The 19,842-nt window shown below is 37.5% G+C and carries 16 protein-coding genes; 6 read left to right on the plus strand and 10 right to left on the minus strand.

Annotation, left to right across the window (positions count from 1 at the left end; translation table 11 throughout):
* The first annotated feature begins 4 nt into the window (after nucleotides 1-4).
* Entirely contained in the window at nucleotides 5-415 is a 411-nt protein-coding gene (gene tsaE / locus C1A06_RS08745; RefSeq protein WP_101689879.1) for a tRNA (adenosine(37)-N6)-threonylcarbamoyltransferase complex ATPase subunit type 1 TsaE, read from the plus strand.
* Between the two features lie 162 nt (nucleotides 416-577).
* On the opposite strand, the gene C1A06_RS08750 is transcribed toward tsaE, so the two are convergent.
* Together C1A06_RS08750 and thrC are read right to left on the minus strand one after the other, a co-directional pair.
* Nucleotides 578-1,756 (minus strand): OmpA family protein, encoded by a 1,179-nt coding sequence (locus C1A06_RS08750; protein ID WP_101689880.1) that lies wholly within the window; start codon nucleotides 1,754-1,756, stop codon nucleotides 578-580.
* A 201-nt stretch (nucleotides 1,757-1,957) separates the two neighbouring features.
* Entirely contained in the window at nucleotides 1,958-3,256 is a 1,299-nt protein-coding gene (gene thrC / locus C1A06_RS08755) for a threonine synthase (protein ID WP_101689881.1), read from the minus strand.
* 294 nt (nucleotides 3,257-3,550) lie between these two features.
* On the opposite strand from thrC, the gene C1A06_RS08760 reads away from it, so the two are divergent.
* From C1A06_RS08760 to C1A06_RS08770, 3 genes are all read left to right on the plus strand, one after another.
* Nucleotides 3,551-5,200 (plus strand): S8 family serine peptidase, encoded by a 1,650-nt coding sequence (locus C1A06_RS08760; protein WP_101689882.1) that lies wholly within the window; start codon nucleotides 3,551-3,553, stop codon nucleotides 5,198-5,200.
* Nucleotides 5,201-5,377: 177 nt separating this feature from the next.
* On the plus strand, nucleotides 5,378-6,856 hold the full coding sequence (locus tag C1A06_RS08765; RefSeq protein WP_159461395.1) for an O-antigen translocase: 1,479 nt from the start codon (nucleotides 5,378-5,380) through the stop codon (nucleotides 6,854-6,856).
* 22 nt (nucleotides 6,857-6,878) lie between these two features.
* Nucleotides 6,879-7,460, plus strand: coding sequence for a glutathione peroxidase (locus tag C1A06_RS08770; RefSeq protein ID WP_101689884.1), 582 nt, complete (start codon nucleotides 6,879-6,881; stop codon nucleotides 7,458-7,460).
* A gap of 4 nt (nucleotides 7,461-7,464) precedes the next feature.
* Here the strand turns inward: C1A06_RS08770 and C1A06_RS08775 are convergent, their stop codons facing one another.
* The 6 genes from C1A06_RS08775 to C1A06_RS08800 form a co-directional block, all read right to left on the minus strand.
* Nucleotides 7,465-8,169: a 16S rRNA (uracil(1498)-N(3))-methyltransferase gene (locus tag C1A06_RS08775; protein ID WP_101689885.1), complete on the minus strand. Its 705-nt coding sequence runs from the start codon at nucleotides 8,167-8,169 to the stop codon at nucleotides 7,465-7,467.
* A gap of 60 nt (nucleotides 8,170-8,229) precedes the next feature.
* Nucleotides 8,230-8,799 (minus strand): xanthine phosphoribosyltransferase, encoded by a 570-nt coding sequence (gene xpt, locus C1A06_RS08780; RefSeq protein WP_101689886.1) that lies wholly within the window; start codon nucleotides 8,797-8,799, stop codon nucleotides 8,230-8,232.
* A gap of 5 nt (nucleotides 8,800-8,804) precedes the next feature.
* Nucleotides 8,805-10,166: a nucleobase:cation symporter-2 family protein gene (locus C1A06_RS08785; RefSeq protein ID WP_101689887.1), complete on the minus strand. Its 1,362-nt coding sequence runs from the start codon at nucleotides 10,164-10,166 to the stop codon at nucleotides 8,805-8,807.
* Nucleotides 10,167-10,349: 183 nt separating this feature from the next.
* Entirely contained in the window at nucleotides 10,350-11,021 is a 672-nt protein-coding gene (locus C1A06_RS08790) for a DUF2625 domain-containing protein (RefSeq protein ID WP_245872033.1), read from the minus strand.
* Nucleotides 11,022-11,038: 17 nt separating this feature from the next.
* Nucleotides 11,039-12,559: a glutamine-hydrolyzing GMP synthase gene (gene guaA / locus C1A06_RS08795; RefSeq protein ID WP_101689888.1), complete on the minus strand. Its 1,521-nt coding sequence runs from the start codon at nucleotides 12,557-12,559 to the stop codon at nucleotides 11,039-11,041.
* 112 nt (nucleotides 12,560-12,671) lie between these two features.
* Nucleotides 12,672-13,361 (minus strand): GIN domain-containing protein, encoded by a 690-nt coding sequence (locus tag C1A06_RS08800; protein ID WP_145996371.1) that lies wholly within the window; start codon nucleotides 13,359-13,361, stop codon nucleotides 12,672-12,674.
* A 309-nt stretch (nucleotides 13,362-13,670) separates the two neighbouring features.
* On the opposite strand from C1A06_RS08800, the gene glyA reads away from it, so the two are divergent.
* Both glyA and C1A06_RS08810 read left to right on the plus strand, forming a co-directional pair.
* Nucleotides 13,671-14,951, plus strand: a complete 1,281-nt coding sequence (gene glyA / locus C1A06_RS08805; protein ID WP_101689890.1) for a serine hydroxymethyltransferase — start codon at nucleotides 13,671-13,673, stop codon at nucleotides 14,949-14,951.
* 24 nt (nucleotides 14,952-14,975) lie between these two features.
* Nucleotides 14,976-16,421: a tetratricopeptide repeat protein gene (locus C1A06_RS08810; protein ID WP_101689891.1), complete on the plus strand. Its 1,446-nt coding sequence runs from the start codon at nucleotides 14,976-14,978 to the stop codon at nucleotides 16,419-16,421.
* A gap of 67 nt (nucleotides 16,422-16,488) precedes the next feature.
* Here the strand turns inward: C1A06_RS08810 and C1A06_RS08815 are convergent, their stop codons facing one another.
* Together C1A06_RS08815 and C1A06_RS08820 are read right to left on the minus strand one after the other, a co-directional pair.
* Nucleotides 16,489-17,664 (minus strand): C1 family peptidase, encoded by a 1,176-nt coding sequence (locus C1A06_RS08815; RefSeq protein ID WP_101689892.1) that lies wholly within the window; start codon nucleotides 17,662-17,664, stop codon nucleotides 16,489-16,491.
* Nucleotides 17,665-17,689: 25 nt separating this feature from the next.
* Complete coding sequence (locus tag C1A06_RS08820) at nucleotides 17,690-19,750, minus strand: HD family phosphohydrolase (protein ID WP_101689893.1); 2,061 nt, start codon at nucleotides 19,748-19,750, stop codon at nucleotides 17,690-17,692.
* Nucleotides 19,751-19,842: the final 92 nt, after the last annotated feature.

The following is a 19,842-nucleotide window of genomic DNA, read 5'->3' on the forward strand; positions in this document are numbered from 1 at the left end:
ATATATGGAACTAAAAATTCAATCGTTAGATACAATAAACGAAACAGCCAAAGAATTCGTTCGAGCGATGGGCGATAATACTGTTTTTGCATTTCACGGACCAATGGGAGCCGGCAAAACAACATTTATCAAAGCCGTATGCGAATGCCTAGGCGTAGAAGACGTAATCAACAGCCCTACCTTTGCCATCGTGAACGAATACCGTTCGAAAAGTGCTGAACTGATATATCACTTTGATTTTTATAGAATCAATAAAATAGAGGAAGCTTACGACTTCGGATACGAAGACTATTTCTACAGCGGAAGCTTATGCTTTATCGAATGGCCTGAAAAAATAGAAGATATTCTTCCTTCCGATGTAGTAAATGTAGTGATAGAAATACAAGAAGACGGTAGTCGAAAAATTACTTTCTAAAAAATAATTGCTAAAATATCCACTTTCATCAAAGAGGTTTATCTATACAATAGAAAAGGTCTTTGATTATCGATTAAGAATATAACTATATATTACGGCAATAATAAACAAAATAGCCCTCTCTAACGAAAGGGCTATTTTTATAAGTTAAGGAAACGTTCCTTATTTATTTTTTACTGCTGTAAAGATTACGACACGGTTCCAAGCATCATTTTGGAATGGTTGAACTTTGTCACCACTTGCTTGAGTTGTAATACGGTCTGCGCTGATTCCGAATTTTTCAACCATTACTTTCTTAACTGCCTCAGCACGTTGTTCAGAAATTCTTTGGTTTACTTTTGCGCTACCAGTTGCTTTATCTGCATAACCAGTGATAATACAACGATAGTCTAGATTATCTTGGAAGAATTTCGCAGCATTGAAGATGTTGATTTCTTGGTTTTCTTGTAATTCAGATTTACCAAGTTTGAACACTACTACAGCATTCATCAATACTTCTTCAATAGTTTCTTCTACGGCTTTTTCTTCTACAATAACTTGAGGTTTTTTAGCCAACTCTTCTTTCAAACCTGCAATAGCATTATCTTTATTAGCTAGAGCAGCTCTTTGTTCGTTGATCTGACCATTCAGTTTATCTACTTCCGATTGGCTGTAAACATCTGATTGTTTGAATCCTCTGTTGATATGGAAAGTAATACCACCAAGTACATTAACCATACCATCATATGAACGATCTTGCACAATACCATTGAAACGGTCTTCAAGAAGTGTTCCATTGGCTTCAAGGTTAAGACTTACTAAGTTTGACACATGATAGTCAACTTGGAATCCTAAACGAGGAAGAACCATGTTAGATTTGCTAATTCCTTGTTTACCGAATTCTTCAGGACTTCTACCTTCATTGATATTTACCGAATTATTGCTTTTTCCATGAACAAAAGCAAGTCCTACAAATCCATAAACATCTACTGCTCTGCTTGGATCATACTTTCCAAAGATATTTGTTAGATTCCACATTCCATCCAATGATCCTTGAATATATTTATGTTTGTAATACTTATCTACCGCTGGATATTTACTTTTTGATTCCCAACCTGCTACTTGAGCACGTAGGCCAAATACGGGAGTAAAGTGTTTACCGAAAGAGAGTGCCACTTGTGGCGTGATTAATTTACCGAATGATGCATCTCTATAATACTCGCTAAAAGTATATGATGCGCCACCTTGTGCCTGGATAAACCAGTTGTCACTAAACTTTGCTTTCTCAATAACTTTTTCCTGAGCCGAAGCTGATGTAGCAACTAAAGCGAATGCTACTAGTGAAAATAGTAATTTTTTCATCGTGAAGTTTTAAATTATTAATACATCTATAACAAGATAGATAGTGATTGTGTTTAATAAATTAGGCCTTTTTTTATAATTTTAGCTTAAAATATAAAGACAAATGTATGAAAACATTTTCGCTCATTCTTGTAATCTAAATTTCTTTTTTAGAAACGTTAGTTAACAAAAGTAAAACCAAAATACATAAAACACTATAAATCAGTAATTTAAAATCAGCCTAAAAGTATCATAACTTTTATCTATAGATATTACACTTTTATCGCCAGACATGAATTCTCTAAGTTTTTCAGGGATTTCGACAGTAGAAGTTATGATATGCTCAACAGTCTCATTGAATTTAGCTGGATGAGCAGTCTCCAAGAAAACGCCAACTTCGTCGCTATTCAAATTATCTAACAAAGACTGATATGCACATGCACCATGAGGATCTAACAGATAACCGGTTTTAGTATATGCTAATTTCAATGCCTTGGCTATTTGATCATCATCATAGCTGAATCCTGAAATTTCAGAGGTTATTCGTTCATGAGAATGTCCATACAAGTCAATCACTCGGGCAAAATTGCTCGGATCACCCACATCCATTGCATTGGCAATTGTCTGAACAGATGGACGAGGAGTATAAACTCCGGTATTCAGATATTGAAGAAATATGTCGTTTCTATTATTTGCAGCAATAAAACGCCTAATAGGCAACCCCATACGTTTAGCAATAAGTCCAGCCGTAATATTCCCAAAGTTTCCACTCGGAACTGCAAATACAACATTATTTGCTTTCCCTTGTCGCTTCAACTGAGCATAGGCATGGAAATAATAAAATGCCTGAGGAAGGAAGCGCGCAACGTTAATTGAATTGGCTGAAGTTAAATTCAACTTCTTATTCAGTTCTGCATCCAAGAATGCAGTCTTAACAAGAGCTTGACAATCATCAAATGTACCATCAACCTCAATAGCTGTTATATTCTGTCCTAGTGTTGTGAATTGACATTCTTGAATAGGACTTACTTTTCCCTTTGGATATAATACATATACATGAATTCCATCTACCCCTAAAAAGCCATTAGCAACGGCACTTCCAGTATCTCCTGATGTTGCAACAAGAACCTTAACATCTGTTTGTCCTTGCTTCTGAATAAAATAAGCTAAAAGGCGAGCCATAAAACGGGCACCGACATCTTTGAATGCCAATGTTGGCCCATGAAAAAGTTCGAGGCTATAGATATTAGCATCAACATGCACAACGGGAGTATCAAAACTAAGAGTATCTTCTACAATAGAGCGCAATGTATCGGCCTCAATATCTTCGCCGAAGAAAGCATCAGCTACGGTATAAGCGATATCATGAAAACTCAGTTTATCTATATTTTCAAAAAACTCCTGCGGAAGCGTTTTGATTCTTTCCGGCATGTATAAACCTTTATCTGGTGCTAAACCTTTTACAACAGCATCCTGAAGATTCACCTCTGCAGATTGCTTATTTGTGCTATAAAATTTCATTCTTTGGCATTTTAATATTAGTAAGAGCGCTAAATTAGCAAAATGAGATTAGACAAACAATTTATAAAACCTATTTTACATTTTTCCGGCTTATAAACCCTAAAATGAGACCATTTCTTCTAAATTTAAAATCTATCTATGATTGTTGCGTAAATTAGGAGGCTCTAAAAAAGAAAATATAAAAGTATTTTTACTATGTTTAAATTATAAAACATTTAACACCTTATATTGAATACAAACTTGCAGATACACAAAGGGAATTGCTTAAGGGAATAATAATACAATTAATATTATATGAAAAATCTAGTCAAATACCTAATAGTTTTTTATTGCTGCGCCTCATTCAGTTGTGACAGCAATAACCCAACAGACAAAGAAGTAGAATCAGTATTTACAATATCACCCAGATCAATAGAAATTCCTGTCAAAGGGATCATACTTTATGTCATAAAACCATATTTGGATGGCAAGGAGCTCAGCGGAGAAAATATAACTTGGGATTCAAAAGATCCCGAAATAGCTCAAATAAATCACCTTGGAGTAGTTACAGGAATATCAATAGGCGAAACTGAAATTACAGCAACATATACAATCCACAACAAATCACATACAGCAAAGTGTAATGTGATCGTCGGGCATGGTTCGAAAAGTAAACTACGCCTGCAACTCACTGATAAAGGATCATCCACTTATTCAATCAATAGGCCCGAAGAATTCCTTTCGAAAAATGCAATTGAAAGACGAACTAAATACAATATACCAATAGATGAAGCTGACTTGCCTATCTCTGCAGATTATATAGACCAAATTGAGAAAATCGGAGGCATTGTTATTGCCCAGAGCAAGTGGCTCAACACTGTGACCGTATATTGTCCTGACGCAGATTTAGCCTTTAAATATAAATCTCTCCCCTTTATAGAAAAAATAACAGCTGTAGAAATAGATGATTTTGGGGCGGTAAATATTCTCGAGAAATCTGCAAGAGGGGAATTTAATTCATTAGCTTCTGAATATGGAGATGCACAGAGAAACATTAATTTGAATAAAGGCAATATTCTCCACGAAAAAGGATTAAAAGGACAGGGTATGGATATTGCGGTCATAGATGCAGGCTTCCTTGGACTTAAAACTAATCCATCCCTTGATAATACAATAATTAAAGGATCAAAGTCTTTCGTTTATGAAGATAAAGAGCCTATTGGATTAGATGCAGATGAACATGGAATTTGGGTTTTATCGACTATGGCAACGAACAAGCCCAATGAATATATTGGCACAGCACCTGAAGCCAATTATTGGATTTTTCGAACTGAGATATCAGACATTGAAGCTCCCATTGAAGAAGACTATTGGGTAGCTGCACTTGAATATGCTGATAGTGTTGGAGTTTCGATAGTAAATACCTCTTTAGGCTATACGACGTATCAAGGGCCATATACAAATTACACGAACGAAGATATGGATGGAAAAACAGCATTCGCTACACGCGCAGCAAACACAGCCGCAAAAAAAGGTATACTTATAGTTTGTTGCTCCGGTAACCATAGGGACTGGGTGGGAACTCCTGGAGACTCACCAAATATTTTAACCGTAGGATCGGTTAATTCAAGCAGAGCACTTGGGACTTTCACAGCGTGGGGAATGACTCCTGATGGAAGAATAAAGCCAGATGTAATGTCTCTTGGCGATTTTGCTTATGTAGTGGGACCAGAAGGCTATACAGATCGCAGAAGTGGTTCTTCATATGCAAGTCCTATTATATGTGGCCTAGCTACATGCTTATGGCAAGCCTACCCGCAACTAACAAATTTCGAAGTAATAGATATCATCAAGAAGTCATCAGACAGATACAACAAGCCAGACATTCAATTTGGATATGGCATACCCGATATGGAAATAGCAATACAAATTGCGGAGGCGGAAATTGAACGAAAGTACAATTAATCTTATTTTACAACTGATAAACCCCTCTTTTAATAAATGACATCAGATATTATTTTGTAATCTCTGTCATGGTCCAATCCTGACACCTTGTAAATATGTACACCTAGGAATGCATCTAAGAGGACATAACCTCTTTCAAAAAAAAATTAACTTTGTAAAACATCATATTTTATTGTTTTGTCAGAAAGAAATGATTCATATAAACAAATAGTTAAAGCCACGGGAATATTCGGTGGTTCGCAGATTGTTATTATTCTATTAGGAATAATACGCACCAAGTTTGCAGCTTTTCTTTTGGGAGCTTTAGGTGTTGGACTAATCGGTATATTTCAATCAGTCGTAGATATGATTCGCACCATCAGCGTATTGGGCGTTGATACTAGCGGAGTGAAAGAAATAGCCGATACCGAGACCAATAAAAGCCAAGAAGAGCACATAAAAACAATATCAACTTTCCGTTTGTGGTTCTCATTGACGGCATTTTTAGGATTGTTTATCTGCTTTGCTTTTTGCTTTCCCATCAGTTTATGGGCTTTTCAAACGCCACAATATGCAATGCACGTTGCAGGATTGTCACTTTGTGTATTCTTCGGAATATTGGCTACCGGCAGATCTGTCATATTGCAAGGCCTACGACAAATAGGTTATATGGCCAAGGCTGGCATATGGACCGCTTTGGCAAGTTTAATCATTATTGTTCCGATGTATTATTTCATGGGAACAAGAGCCATCGTACCTTCACTTATAATAGGCAGTCTACTTTTCTATATATTTTCGGACTATTATTTCAGAAAACTTAAGATAAAAAAGGTATCCGTAAACAATCAGGAGGCTTTCGAAGCGGGTACAAATACGCTAAAATTAGGATTATATATATTGATATCCTCAATATTGAATACAATCGCAATGTTTGTAATCCGCACTTATATTGCTCGCGTTGACAGTATCGAATATGCAGGCCTTTTCCAAGCTGTTTGGGTCATTACTACTGTTTACTTAGGATTGATTTTAAAATCGATGGGAGCCGACTACTACCCTCGCCTCTCGGCAATTTCAGACCAGAACAATGCTGTCAAAACTCTTGTCAATGAACAAAGTTATATTGCCATCCTTGTATCCTTACCTATCATTGTAGGTATGATCTTATTCTCTAAATTTATATTGACATTATTCTATTCAACTGAATTCATTGCTGCTTCCGAACTACTCAGATGGCAACTTCTTGGCTCTATATTCAAAATAATCTCTTGGCCTTTAGCATTCATTTTACTGGCCAAGAATAAAGGGAAGCTATTCCTCCTTTCTGAGATTATATTCTATGCAAGCTATCTTTCGTCAGCTTATTTATTATATTCAACTTACTCGATCAATGCATTTGGAATTGCCTACCTTATAGCATATATCATTTATCTCCTAACAGTCTTTGTTATGGCTAAATATCTGACCAAATTTGAATGGACTCCGGAGATTACATCGATTATATCCATAAGCTTAGCTTTCGTCATAGCATCTTTTATAGTGCTGATGTATTTCGACAAGCTCGGCTTATTATTGGGAATCGTACTTCTATTTGCTTCAACATTCTATTCGTACATAAAACTAAATAAAGTATTTACAATTGAAGATCTCAAGAATTGGATCAATAAAAAAGAATAAACAACACTAAAACAACCACAATATGAAAAAACTAATTATACTTCTGACTCTAAGCATCATTTTCGCAAGTGCATGCAGCTCTAAAAACAATAAGGAAAATCAAGAAACAACGATAGAATTGCAAAAATCGATACACGATTTCATCGTCAAAGATATTGATGGTAAGGATTTCGATCTATCAACGCTTAAGGGTAAAAAGGTACTTATCGTGAATGTTGCTTCAAAATGCGGCTTAACGCCACAATACGAGCAGCTGGAAGCGCTCTATCAGAAATACAAAGACAATAACTTTACGATCCTAGGTTTTCCTTCAGATAACTTTAAAGGACAAGAGTTCAATTCGAACGAAGAAATTAAGTCTTTCTGTACCTTAAATTATGGAGTAACATTTCCTATAATGAGTCGTGTTGATGTTATCGGAGAAAAACAAATCCCGTTATTCCGATGGCTTACTCACCAAACAGAAAACGGGAAAATGGATATTGAGGTTCAATGGAACTTTCAGAAATTTATGATAGACGAAAACGGAGAGCTGATCGATTTTCTTTCGCCTCGCGAATTACCTGACACTCAAAAGTTGATCGACTGGATCGAGAGCAAGTAATTTCTCACCAATTCAACGCATGAATTGAGTGACAAGCCACCAAAGCTGCTGTTTCAGTTCTCAATCTACTCTGACCTAATGATATTGGTTCGAAGCCAGCTTTCAGAGCTTGCTCAACTTCTTGCTCGCTGAAGTCGCCTTCAGGCCCAATAAGTATTAATGCATTCTCTCCTTTCTTGTATGTCTCATGTAATTGAAGTTTTTCTCCTTCGTAGCAATGAGCTATGAACTTACGTCCGTCAAATTCTTGCTTAATGAATTGAGTAAATGGGATCATCTGATCCAATACAGGCAAGACTGCTTTTTGAGATTGCTTCATCGCCGATATCAAGATCTTTTCTATGCGCTCGTGCTTGATTTCTTTACGTTCTGAATAACGGCATAAAAGTGGAGAAAAACGATCAATCCCAATTTCGGTCGCTTTTTCGGCAAACCATTCAATTCTATCGTTATTTTTTGTCGGGGCAAAAGCGATCTGTAAATTGAAATCCCAATATTTTGGTTCTACTATTTCATTCACAATATCCACAATACAATGCTTCTGGTTCGCTTGTACGATACGAGTATCGAAGAAAGATCCTTTACCGTTTGTTATTAGAATCTCGTCTCCCTCTTTTTTACGAAGGACACGTATACAATGCTGAGCTTCTTCCGTTGGAAGCTCTGTATTCTGAAGAATATCGGGGGCAAAAAATATAGTTTTTTCCATATCTAAAAAAGCAGTCACATAACAAGCTAAAACAAATATTATACAACTAGTGATTTGAAATTAGTCTTCAAATATGATCTTATTCTCGCCCAATTCTTTGATCTTTGCCAATGACTCAACATGAATATTAAGATCGCGAAGTCTTTGACCTCCGTTCTGGAAACTTTTCTCGATGATGAATCCCATTCCGTATAGCTCAGCTCCGGCCTCTTTGATCAGGTTATTTACTGCAACAGCAGCATTGCCATTAGCCAAGAAATCGTCGATGAAAACGACTTTATCGTTCTCATTTAAGAAATCACGACTGATACAGATTTTATATTCTTTGTTCTTTGTAAATGAGTATGCGGTCGTAGATACCGGATTTTTCATTGTACTCGGTTCAGCTTTCTTCACAAAAACTACCGGCAACTCCAACAGATAGCCTAGCATGATTGCCGGAGCAATCCCACTGGCTTCTATTGTTACTATCTTATTGATCGGCATATTTCCGAATTTACGGACAAATTCTACACCGATAGACTTCATCAAAATAGGGTCCATTTGATGATTGATAAAGCTATCTACTTTCAATATTCCTCCGGCAAAGCTTTTGCCGTCTTTCAGAATGCGATCTTTAAGTACTTTCATTGTATTTATTCTTTAATTCGTATTACGATATTTGAAATGATTGCAGCAACACCACCTGCAGCAATACCCGACGAGAATACTCCTTGGATAGCTTTAGGCATGAATGTCAAAATCTCTGGAACTAGTTCAACACCTAGTCCGAATGCAAAACTGACAGCTAATACAAGTATAGCTTTGCGATTTATATCTTGCGAAGCAATAATGCGCACACCCGATGCAGCCACTGTACCAAACATCAAAAGTGTAGCTCCACCCAATACCGGTTCCGGCATCAGAGAGAATATACCTCCAACAAAAGGGAACGCACTAAGCACGACTAAGAATCCTGCAATATAATAACCAATATAACGACTTGCAACTCCGGTCAACTGAATAAGACCATTATTTTGTGCAAATACTGAGTTCGGGAACGAGTTGAATACTCCTGCTATAATTGAATTGAATCCATCGGCAAATACCCCGCCTTGCACACGTTTCATAAACTTAGGTCCTTCGATTGGCTCACCACCGATCATTGAGTTAGCTGTGATATCTCCGTATGCTTCGATTGCAGTAATAAAGTAGATTACGGCTATAGCAATAAATACACCCAAATCAAAATCTAGTCCATATTTGAAAGGTACAGGAAGTGTAAATACTCCGAAATCTTTCATCTGACTGAAATCAATCATTCCCATAAAATAGGATGCTATATAACCGACTGCCAATCCTATAATAATAGAACACATACGCAGGTATTTATTGTTCATACTATTCATTAGAAGTATTATAACCAACACTGTGGCTGCAAGACCCAGATTCTGAAGACTTCCCATCGTTCCGTTTGCCATTGCTGGATAGCCGCCTCCACATGAGATAATTGCAACCTTAATAAGACATAGTCCAATCATTGTCACAACGATTCCCGATACAAGGGGAGTAATTATCTTCTTTGTATATTTCAATATACGACTCACTATCATTTCTACCGGAGCTGCAGCAATACATACCCCAAATATAATAGGAAGAGCACTTACCCCTACTCCCGTAAATGCTGAAACAAGAGGACCTATAAAAGAGAAACTTGTTCCTTGAACACACAATAAGCCACACCCGGCAATACCTATTTTGCGGCACTGTACAAAAGTTGAGATACCCGAAGCCAAAAGAGACATAGAAACCATGAATGCCGTAGTTTCTCCGTCCAGACCTAAGGCTCCCGAAATTATGAGCGGAGGAGTAATAATGGCTACGAAAATAGCCAACAAGTGCTGTAATGCTACAAAGAAAGCCTCTTTGAAAGGTGGACGATCTTCAATCTGATAAATAAGATCTGTCTTCTTTAGAGGAAAAACAATTTCTGACGTTTCGTCTTTAAACTCGCTCATAAAATAATTAATTATAAAATAACTTTAGTTATACTTAACCCAATATTCGTATACACCATTTACAGTATATACCAACACAAACTTTATTGATTTATTTCTGATATTAAAGGATGACTCCAGCAAATCCACAGCATCAAAAAAAAGCACAAAGCCGTAAGGACATAGTGTCTTTACGGCTCGCCGCTATCTTTTTGCCGATTTAATATTCATCATCGACTCGTACAACTCTTCGGCAGAAACTACTTTTCGCGAGACTTCTTCTATATTCCGTCCCTCCTTAGTCCACAAGAAAGGGAATAGACTGTATGAATAGTCCGGATTCAGCTGCGAGACATCGATACGCCAGTTTTTCCAACGCATACCTTGGTAGAAATCGTCCATATCGGTTTCTAAACAGAACAAAAGAAACTGACTATATTCCATATCCATTGGCTCCCAGTTCAGCGAGTCAGCAAGATTGTAATATATTTTACCTAAGTCTTTTCCGAAAAATCCCCCATTCAATGCATAATGTCCTCCGATAGCATCGTCGGCAATCAGCAGATAAGGAGGTATTTCACCGTACTCGGTAAAAGTTTTCCCTCTGTTCCACGAGATAAGACTTCTCTGCATACGTTCACATCCCGATCCAAAAATTCGAATCCAGCCATCATCTATCAGCAGACCGCCAGTTTCATAAGCTAACGCTCCCATCAACGAGCGGGTAGTTATCTGAGTATACAACAGAACTTCTTCTCCTCTTTTTTTATCAACAGGTAAGATTTCTATCTTATTGGCAGCTTCGCCAATCCACTCTTCAAGTATCGGCCATCCCGGATCGTTCGTATCGATCAGTTCCTGTAGTGTACGAATCATTTTTATTTATATCTCGATTATTCCCACTCAATAGTTGCAGGCGGTTTAGACGATATGTCATAAACTACACGATTCACACCTTTAACTTTATTGATAATTTCATTCGAAACTTTTGCAAGGAATTCGTATGGTAAACGAGACCAATCTGCCGACATCCCGTCGACCGACGATACGGCACGCAACGCAACCACATTGTCGTAAGTACGTTCGTCGCCCATAACCCCTACCGATCTGACAGGAAGAAGAATTACACCCGATTGCCATACTTCATCATATAAATTATGCTCGCGAAGAAGACGTGCAAATACATCATCTGCATTTTGCAGGATTTCCACTCTTTCGGGAGTAATTTCGCCAAGGATACGGATACCAAGTCCCGGTCCTGGGAACGGATGGCGTTTGATCAAATGTGCAGGCATACCCAATTCATTTCCTACTCGACGAACCTCGTCTTTGAAAAGTAGTCGAAGTGGCTCAACCAACTTCAATTTCATAGTATCAGGCAATCCACCTACATTATGGTGCGATTTGATGGTTGTTCCGGTAATCGATAGAGATTCGATCACGTCAGGATAGATAGTTCCTTGTCCCAACCATTTAATATTTTCAAGTTTGTGAGCTTCTTCATCGAATACATCGATAAAGCCTCTACCTATAATTTTACGTTTTTGTTCAGGTTCTGTCACTCCGGCTAGTTGACTATAAAATCTTTGTTTAGCATCAACACCAATAACATTCAGACCTAGTACTTCATAATCTTCCAATACTTTTTCGAACTCGTTCTTGCGAAGGAGACCATGATCGACAAAAATACAAGTCAGATTCTTACCTATTGCACGGTTCAATAATACTGCTGTAACAGAAGAGTCAACACCTCCCGAAAGAGCCAAAATCACTTTATCGTTACCTAACTGAGCTTTTAGTTCAGCAACCGTAGTTTCGATAAATGAAGCAGGTGACCAGTCGCGTTTCATTTCGCAGATATCTAAGAAATTACTTAGCAATTTAGTTCCGTCTGTCGAATGAGAGATTTCAGGGTGATATTGTACTGCCCAAGTTTTTTCGCCATTGACACGATATGCTGCATTTTTAACATCCTCGGTACTTGCTATTATCTCATAATTTTCGGGTAATGTCATAATTGTATCGCCGTGCGACATCCATACCTGAGATCCCGTTGAAATTCCTGCAAACAATGCATCTTCCGAATTGATAGATACCAGGTGTGCACGGCCATATTCGCGCGAATCACTTTTCTCTACTACTCCACCTTTTGAGTAAGCAAGGTATTGAGCTCCATAACAGATACCAAGAACTGGATATTTGCCACGTATTTCGCTCAAATCAGGCTTGAATGCATCCTTGTCATTAACTGAAAATGGACTTCCCGAAAGAATAACACCTTTTACTGTTGGATCTCCGAATGGGAATTTGTTGTATGGTACTATTTCGCAGTATGTATTCAGTTCGCGAATTCTACGACCAATCAACTGTGTGGTTTGGGAACCGAAATCAAGAATTATGATTTTTTCGTGCATAAAAAAGATAGGTTTGTTAATTTTATGCACACAAAGGTAATGCTTTTTTCGGATATATTTTAATAATTAAGACCTCGATTCCCGTGCTTTAAGACTAATTGAAAACATTTTTTCAAATCCCGAAAAAATCAATAGAGTTGCAAGCCAAATTACGTGCATCAAGACATTTCATCGATTCGCCTTCCAACCTTAGTTTAGGGGTTTCACCACCTATAGTAGCATAAGAATTCCCTTCAGATTTTACATTCATACTATTTTCGACATGAATTTCTTCGATATTACTTCGGCTCTCATTCTTCATCGTCAGATTCAAGTTGCTTGCCGTAAGTTTTTTTATAGTTAATTTTGATTTTCCGAAAACAACCAGATCAACACTATCCGTCACGTCCAGATCAGTAATTTCGACCAATGAACTCTTATTTTGGATAACTTTAAATTCACATCCACCTGAAATTTTAGAAGTTTTGAAACTGGCACCTCTCAGCGTATAAATTTGTTTCAAACAAGGGTTTTCTACATATACGGTCACAACATCTCTTTTTTTTACGTCATGATCGGTTTTTAGTCCGATTTCCAACACTCCGTTATTTACATTTGTGACAACATCTTTTGAGACCTTTTTGTCTGATGTGACTACTTCAACATAGTATCTATCGGATTGTTTATATACCACATGTACTCCTTGCGAAACAGTGATTTTATCAAAGTTTGGTAATTCACGTTCATCCTGAGCAAACAAATTCATGGTAACACATGATACAATAAAAAACAATGCTGCTAATAATATATTCTTGGTTTTCATAACTATTCAATTTATTGTGTAATTAATATTTGTCGTTTTTCCGGATTATTACGACGGGTCTATTGCAGCTAGCTATTATATATGACGAGACCAATACCCAAATAGTTACAAAAAATGACTATTATTTTTCACAAGTAGACACTATTTACACTTCGATAAGCAACAATGCCACTTACGAGGAATAGACTTTGGGTATTGCATTAGACTTTTTTTTGAATCTTTGCCAATCTTTTTTTAACCTTATAATAGAAAACATTAGTTATATTTGTCCTAATAATAATTATTCACCTCAATATTATTTTTTAAATCATGAAAAGGGATACCAAAATTTTTGAACTTATCGAGTTAGAGCATCAACGCCAACTTAAAGGCATAGAGCTGATTGCATCTGAGAACTTTGTCAGTGATCAGGTTATGGAAGCAATGGGGTCGTATATGACAAACAAATATGCCGAAGGATATCCCGGGAAAAGATATTATGGGGGTTGTGAAGTAGTCGATCTGAGTGAACAATTAGCTATCGACCGCTTGAAAGAGCTTTTCGGAGCCGTATGGGCAAACGTACAACCTCACTCAGGAGCACAAGCAAACGCTGCAGTATTCATCACTTGCCTAGAACCTGGAGACAAATTTTTAGGTCTTAACCTATCACACGGAGGACACCTTTCTCATGGTTCGCCCGTAAATTTCTCTGGCTTAATTTATCATGCGCTGGAGTATAACGTACGTCAAGATACTGAAACAATAGATTATGATCAGCTAGAAGAAGTAGCTTTACGCGAAAGACCGAAACTGATTGTAGGTGGTGCTTCTGCTTACTCTCGCGAATGGGATTATGCACGCATCCGTAAAATTGCCGATAAAATCGGTGCTATATTTATGGTTGACATGGCTCACCCTGCAGGGTTGATCGCAGCTGGATTGCTAGAAAATCCGGTTAAACATGCACACATCGTAACTTCGACAACACATAAAACTCTTCGCGGACCTCGTGGAGGTGTAATCCTTATGGGAGAAGATTTCGAAAACCCATGGGGCAAAAAAACTCCGAAAGGCGAAACTCGCATGATGTCGGCATTGCTTGACTCGGCAGTATTCCCTGGGATCCAAGGAGGACCACTTGAGCACGTTATCGCAGCTAAAGCAGTTTCGTTCGGCGAGGCTCTTGATCCATCATACAAAGTGTACCAAAACCAAGTTAAGAAAAATGCAGCAGTAATGGCTCAGGCATTTATCGATAAAGGTTACAAAGTAGTATCGGGTGGTACTGATAACCACTGTATACTTGTTGACCTTCGTACTAAATATCCGGAATTAACTGGTAAAGTTGCAGAAAAAGCACTTGTAGAAGGAGACATCACAACAAACAAGAACATGGTTCCTTTCGATAGCCGTAGTCCATTCCAGACATCTGGTCTTCGTTTCGGTACATCAGCAATCACAACACGTGGTGTAAAAGATGATTTGATGGGAGAAATAGTAGAGATGGTAGATCTTATCTTATCTGACACTGCAAACGAAGCTCAAATAAAATCAGTTCGCGAAAAAGTGAACAGCTTGATGAAAGATTATCCATTGTTCGCTTGGTAATAAATTAATCAAAGTATTTTTTCGATGAAAACAATATTTACAAGCATAGCTCTATTTTTTATCACAATTGCCTCGATCAATGCTCAAACTTTGGATGAGGCTAAGCAATTGTATTTGGCTGGCGAGTACGCTAAAGCGTTACCCGTGATTGAGGCTGAATACAATGCAAAACCAACCGACGCATCACTCAATCAGTGGTACGGAGTATGCCTATTCGAAACAGGTGGTGATTTGAAGAAAGCTGAAGAATGCTTACTTGTTGCATCGAAAAAGCGGATACGCGATTCACATTTATATTTAGGACGAATATATACCTCTCAATACCGTTTCGATGAGGCAGACAAATCGTTTGCCTCTTTCGAAAAACTACTAAAAAAGAGAGGTGATGACGAACCTAAGGAGAAACTAGAAGAAGCTAGAAAATTTCAATCCCGACTTCGTCGCATGGTTACAAATACTGAAGATGTACAGATTATCGATAGTATTGTTGTTGCCAAAAAAGACTTTCTAAGTGCATATCTTTTAAGTACATCAGGAGGAAAACTAGACTACTTCAACAATGTATTCAATGCTAATATGTATGTTCCAACAACAACATACAGCAACGAAAAAGGATCGAAGATCTATTATGCACAACCTGATGACAATGGAGACTTACGCTTATTCTCGATGGAAAGGCTATTGGATGGTTATGGAAATGAAAAGGCTTTATCAAATGATAATTTCGGTCTTGAAGGTGGTAACACCAATTTTCCATTTATGATGCTTGATGGAGTAACTATCTATTTTGCAGCGAGCGACAGCGAATCAATCGGAGGTTATGACCTTTTTGTTTCGCGTTACAATCTGAATAACGATACTTATCTGACGCCCGAGCGCTTAGGGATGCCTTTCAACTCTCCGGCAAACGATTACCTGATGGTTGTTGACGAAGAGAAAGGAATAGGTTGGTTTGCATCGGATCGTTTCCAGGGTAAAGACAACATTTGCGTGTACACATTCCTACCTAACGACAGAGTAAATATTGTAGATAGCGAGGATATGGCCTATAAGGCAGAGCGCGCTATGATAACATCAATCAAGGCGACTCATGCAGCTGGATATGATTATAGCAAGGAATTAGCTCTAGCACACAAAAAGCCAGTTGCAAAGAAAGAAGCTATCAGAGATTTCGAATTCGTTATTAACGACAAACATACTTATTACACATTGGCAGATTTCAAAAACAGCGCAGCTCAAGAAACATACTTCAAGGTTATTCAGAAGAAGAAAGAGCTAAAAATATTGAGCAATGAACTCGAGTTGATGAGACAAGAATACAGCAAATCTGATGCCGGTAACAGAAGATTGATTACAAATGACATTCTTGTAAACGAGAAAAAAGAAGAGCAATTAACCTCTGAAATAGTCAAGCTTGAACTCAACGCCAGAAACCAAGAAATCAGAGAATTAGGGGAAGCCTCTTTCTAAGAAATATTTCAACAAATAAAAAAGCCCGTATTTCTACGGGCTTTTTTATTTTATTTATCAAGACCAATTAGAATTCAATCTTCTTATTTATATCTGAAGGTATAGCATCTTTATGAATAACAACACTCATTGTTTTATATTTAACGAATGCTTCCGAAGCATACCACAAACCTTTATACTTACCGGCTTCACCCCATGAGTTTTTAACCATGTAATATTTTGTGCCATTTTGATCTTTTGCAATTCCGTAAATTAACATACCATGGTCATCTGTAGTCTGATAATTATCATAGGCCAACTGACGCATTTCTTGAGTAATAACTTTCTCTTTAACCGGACCTTCAGATACTTTCTTTTTCAGTGCTGCATCCTTATCTCTCTGAGAAAGACCTAACCAATGAGCCTGATCAGAACCTACATTTTCTGCACTAGTTTCGTCCGGCATAACAGCTAAGCCGTCGCGAGTAAATCCTATTTCGCTTACATCAGATGCCCATGCAACTGTATAACCATTTTCAAGTGCATAGTCTATTGTTTTCATCATTTCATCAATCGGAAGATTGTAAGATTTAGACCAACGCCAGTTGTCTGGAATTTCAAGTGCAAATCCTTTATAGAAAGGCTGATGTGTAAATGATGTCAAAGACACATAATTCGATGCAGTAAGCCCTAGCTCTTTGGCCCAAGCCTGAGGTGTGTAAGTTTTACCATTGTAAGTAAAATTAGCCGGAACTTCGCCAAAGTAAGCATCAAGTACAGCATCGAAACCTTTACCCCAAACCGGAGTCAAAGTTTTATTTTTATTTTCAACAACAGATTTCACAATACTACCCAAAACACCTTCTACTTCGCCATGATTATTCTTATCCAAGCCATAGTTCAGACCTTTGTAAGCTTCCTCTGGCATAAGACCATATTCATCGATTGTTTCGATAACATCGGCAAAAGAGCCTCCTTGTGCAAAGTTCAACATGCCATGTAGACGTACATACTTATCTCCTTTATCTTTGTAGTTGCGGCGTACATTATACATTTCCGATAGGTCATGTTCACCTTTACCCATACGGATCAGTTCAGACTCTAAGAATCCCATTGCCGAATAACTCCAGCATGTTCCGCTGTTTGCCTGATTTTTAACTGGTGTAATTGGATTTTTCTTTACTTCTGTAAATTGATAACCTTGCGCAAGCAAAGAGCCGCTCAAAAGCAATGATACAGATAATGCAATTAATTTGTTTCTCATGATCTCTTTCTAGTCAATTAATATATTATTTATTTTCTTCTTTAAGTTCAGGGTATGCAATTCTAGAATGATAAATCATTTTTAGTTTATCAATAAACACCTCTTTAGCCAATTCAATTTCGCTCAACGTGATTGGTGCATTTTTCATCAGGCCATCACTAATCTGAGTATCGATAAGCTTATTAACCAACATCGAAATTGTTTCTTCAGTATATTCAGTCAAACTTCGTGAAGCAGCTTCAACAGTATCTGCCATCATCAACAATGCCGTCTCGCGACTGAATGGATTTGGTCCCGGATATGAAAATTCTGCCGGATCGACATATTCATCGGGATGCTCATTTTTATAAGTATTATAGAAATATTTTGCTTTGCCTTTTCCATGATGTGTCTCGATGAAATCGATAATTTGCTGAGGCAAGCCATATTTCTTTGCTATCTTGACTCCTTCTTCTACGTGTCCGATTATAATCTTTGCACTTTCTTTAGGAGACAATTTTGCATGAGGATTCATTCCCGGCGACTGATTTTCTGTAAAAAATGCAGGAGCCGTCATCTTTCCGATGTCATGATACAAAGCCCCAGTACGTACTAATACTGCATTAGCACCAATACGAATGGCTGCTGCTGTAACCAGGTTGGATACTTGCATCGAATGCTGGAATGTACCAGGAGCCACTTCGGATAATTCTTGTAAAAGAGGTCGATTGATATTCGATAGTTCGATCATACTTACGTCTGATATAAATCCGAACACCTTTTCGCACATATATACCAGAAGGTAAGAGAATGTCACCAATACGAAGTTTATACTGAAATTAATATAAAGCTTATAATTAATCTGCTTGATATCGCCGTCGGTAGCAAGTACCCAAGCAGTATATACGATTACATAAGCTGCTAGAACATAGATTGCAGTGATAAACAATTGCGAACGCTCTGAAAGATTCTTCAGACTGAACACACATATATAGCCAACTACAATCTGAATAAAAACAAATCCGAGCATAGTTCCTTGCGGCATCATTAATGCTGCAATAAGAACCGTTATCAGATGGACAATTATCGCTGTACGCGAGTCTATAAATGTACGAATCAGAATGACCGATATAGCGAAAGGTATTACATAAATCAAATTCTCCGATTTAGTACTTACCGTCAACATCGTCAGTATCGAATAGATACTGATAAAAGAAAGAATAAAGACAATACTTTTTTTATTCCTATATTCAATCGGCCGATATAGGCGAAGATAAACAAACAAGACCATCATCAGGATAATCACCATGGAGGCTTTACCAATAAAGGTCCATATTTGTTGCGATCGGGGAATCATATTACTACCCAACTCGCTCGTCAGAGAGTTCAGTATATCGAATGTTCTGGCATCAACAATTTCTCCTCTATCTATGATTTTTTCTCCAATTTGCACCATTCCTTCGTAGATTGGCACTCTTTGAAGTAAATTTTCTTTGTCCATCGCCGACATTTTCTCGTCGAAAACGATATTTATTTGCAGATATTCATTGATATTCATCGATTGAAGTTGCGACACATCAATCTTCTCTGGAGCCGAGGATAATATCTTTTCGTAAGCCTTACGTGGAGTATAGAAAGATGACAAATGGCGGGTAGAGGCCATATTATTTTCATCCTTCAATTTTATCTGCGAGATATTTTCCTTCGTGAGTTTGTCGTAATTATCAGCAGAAATCACTCCAGCTTTATATATTTCACGCATCATTCCATTGATATATGAAATATACGCACCATCAATACTTTTTGCTCTGGCATCTTTAACAAACTGCGAAACCGCACGTTTGCCCAACTCTACATCCTCGAAATAATAAGGCTGAAAGCTCTTCAGCACACTATCTCTCTCAGCAGCAACTTTCTCATCAGATTTTTGCACATGAAAATCGAAGGGAGCTGTCAGCAGACCATATCTCCAAGGTCTGTCTACCGAATATATATATTCATTCTTATCTTCTCGAGGTAAGAATAATATAATAAGTGCTATAGCGGCTATGAAATAGATTGACGGGTGAATGTTCAATCTACTGAAAAAGTTTTTTTTATTTTCCATAAAGTTCAAAGTAGATTTGACTTCTATATACAAAACTAAGAATATTTTCGTAAAAGAGCCACAAATAGAAATTGTTTACTGCTTCTATCAGC

Source organism: Dysgonomonas massiliensis, from assembly GCF_900240225.1.
In the GTDB taxonomy this organism is placed as follows: domain Bacteria; phylum Bacteroidota; class Bacteroidia; order Bacteroidales; family Dysgonomonadaceae; genus Dysgonomonas; species Dysgonomonas massiliensis.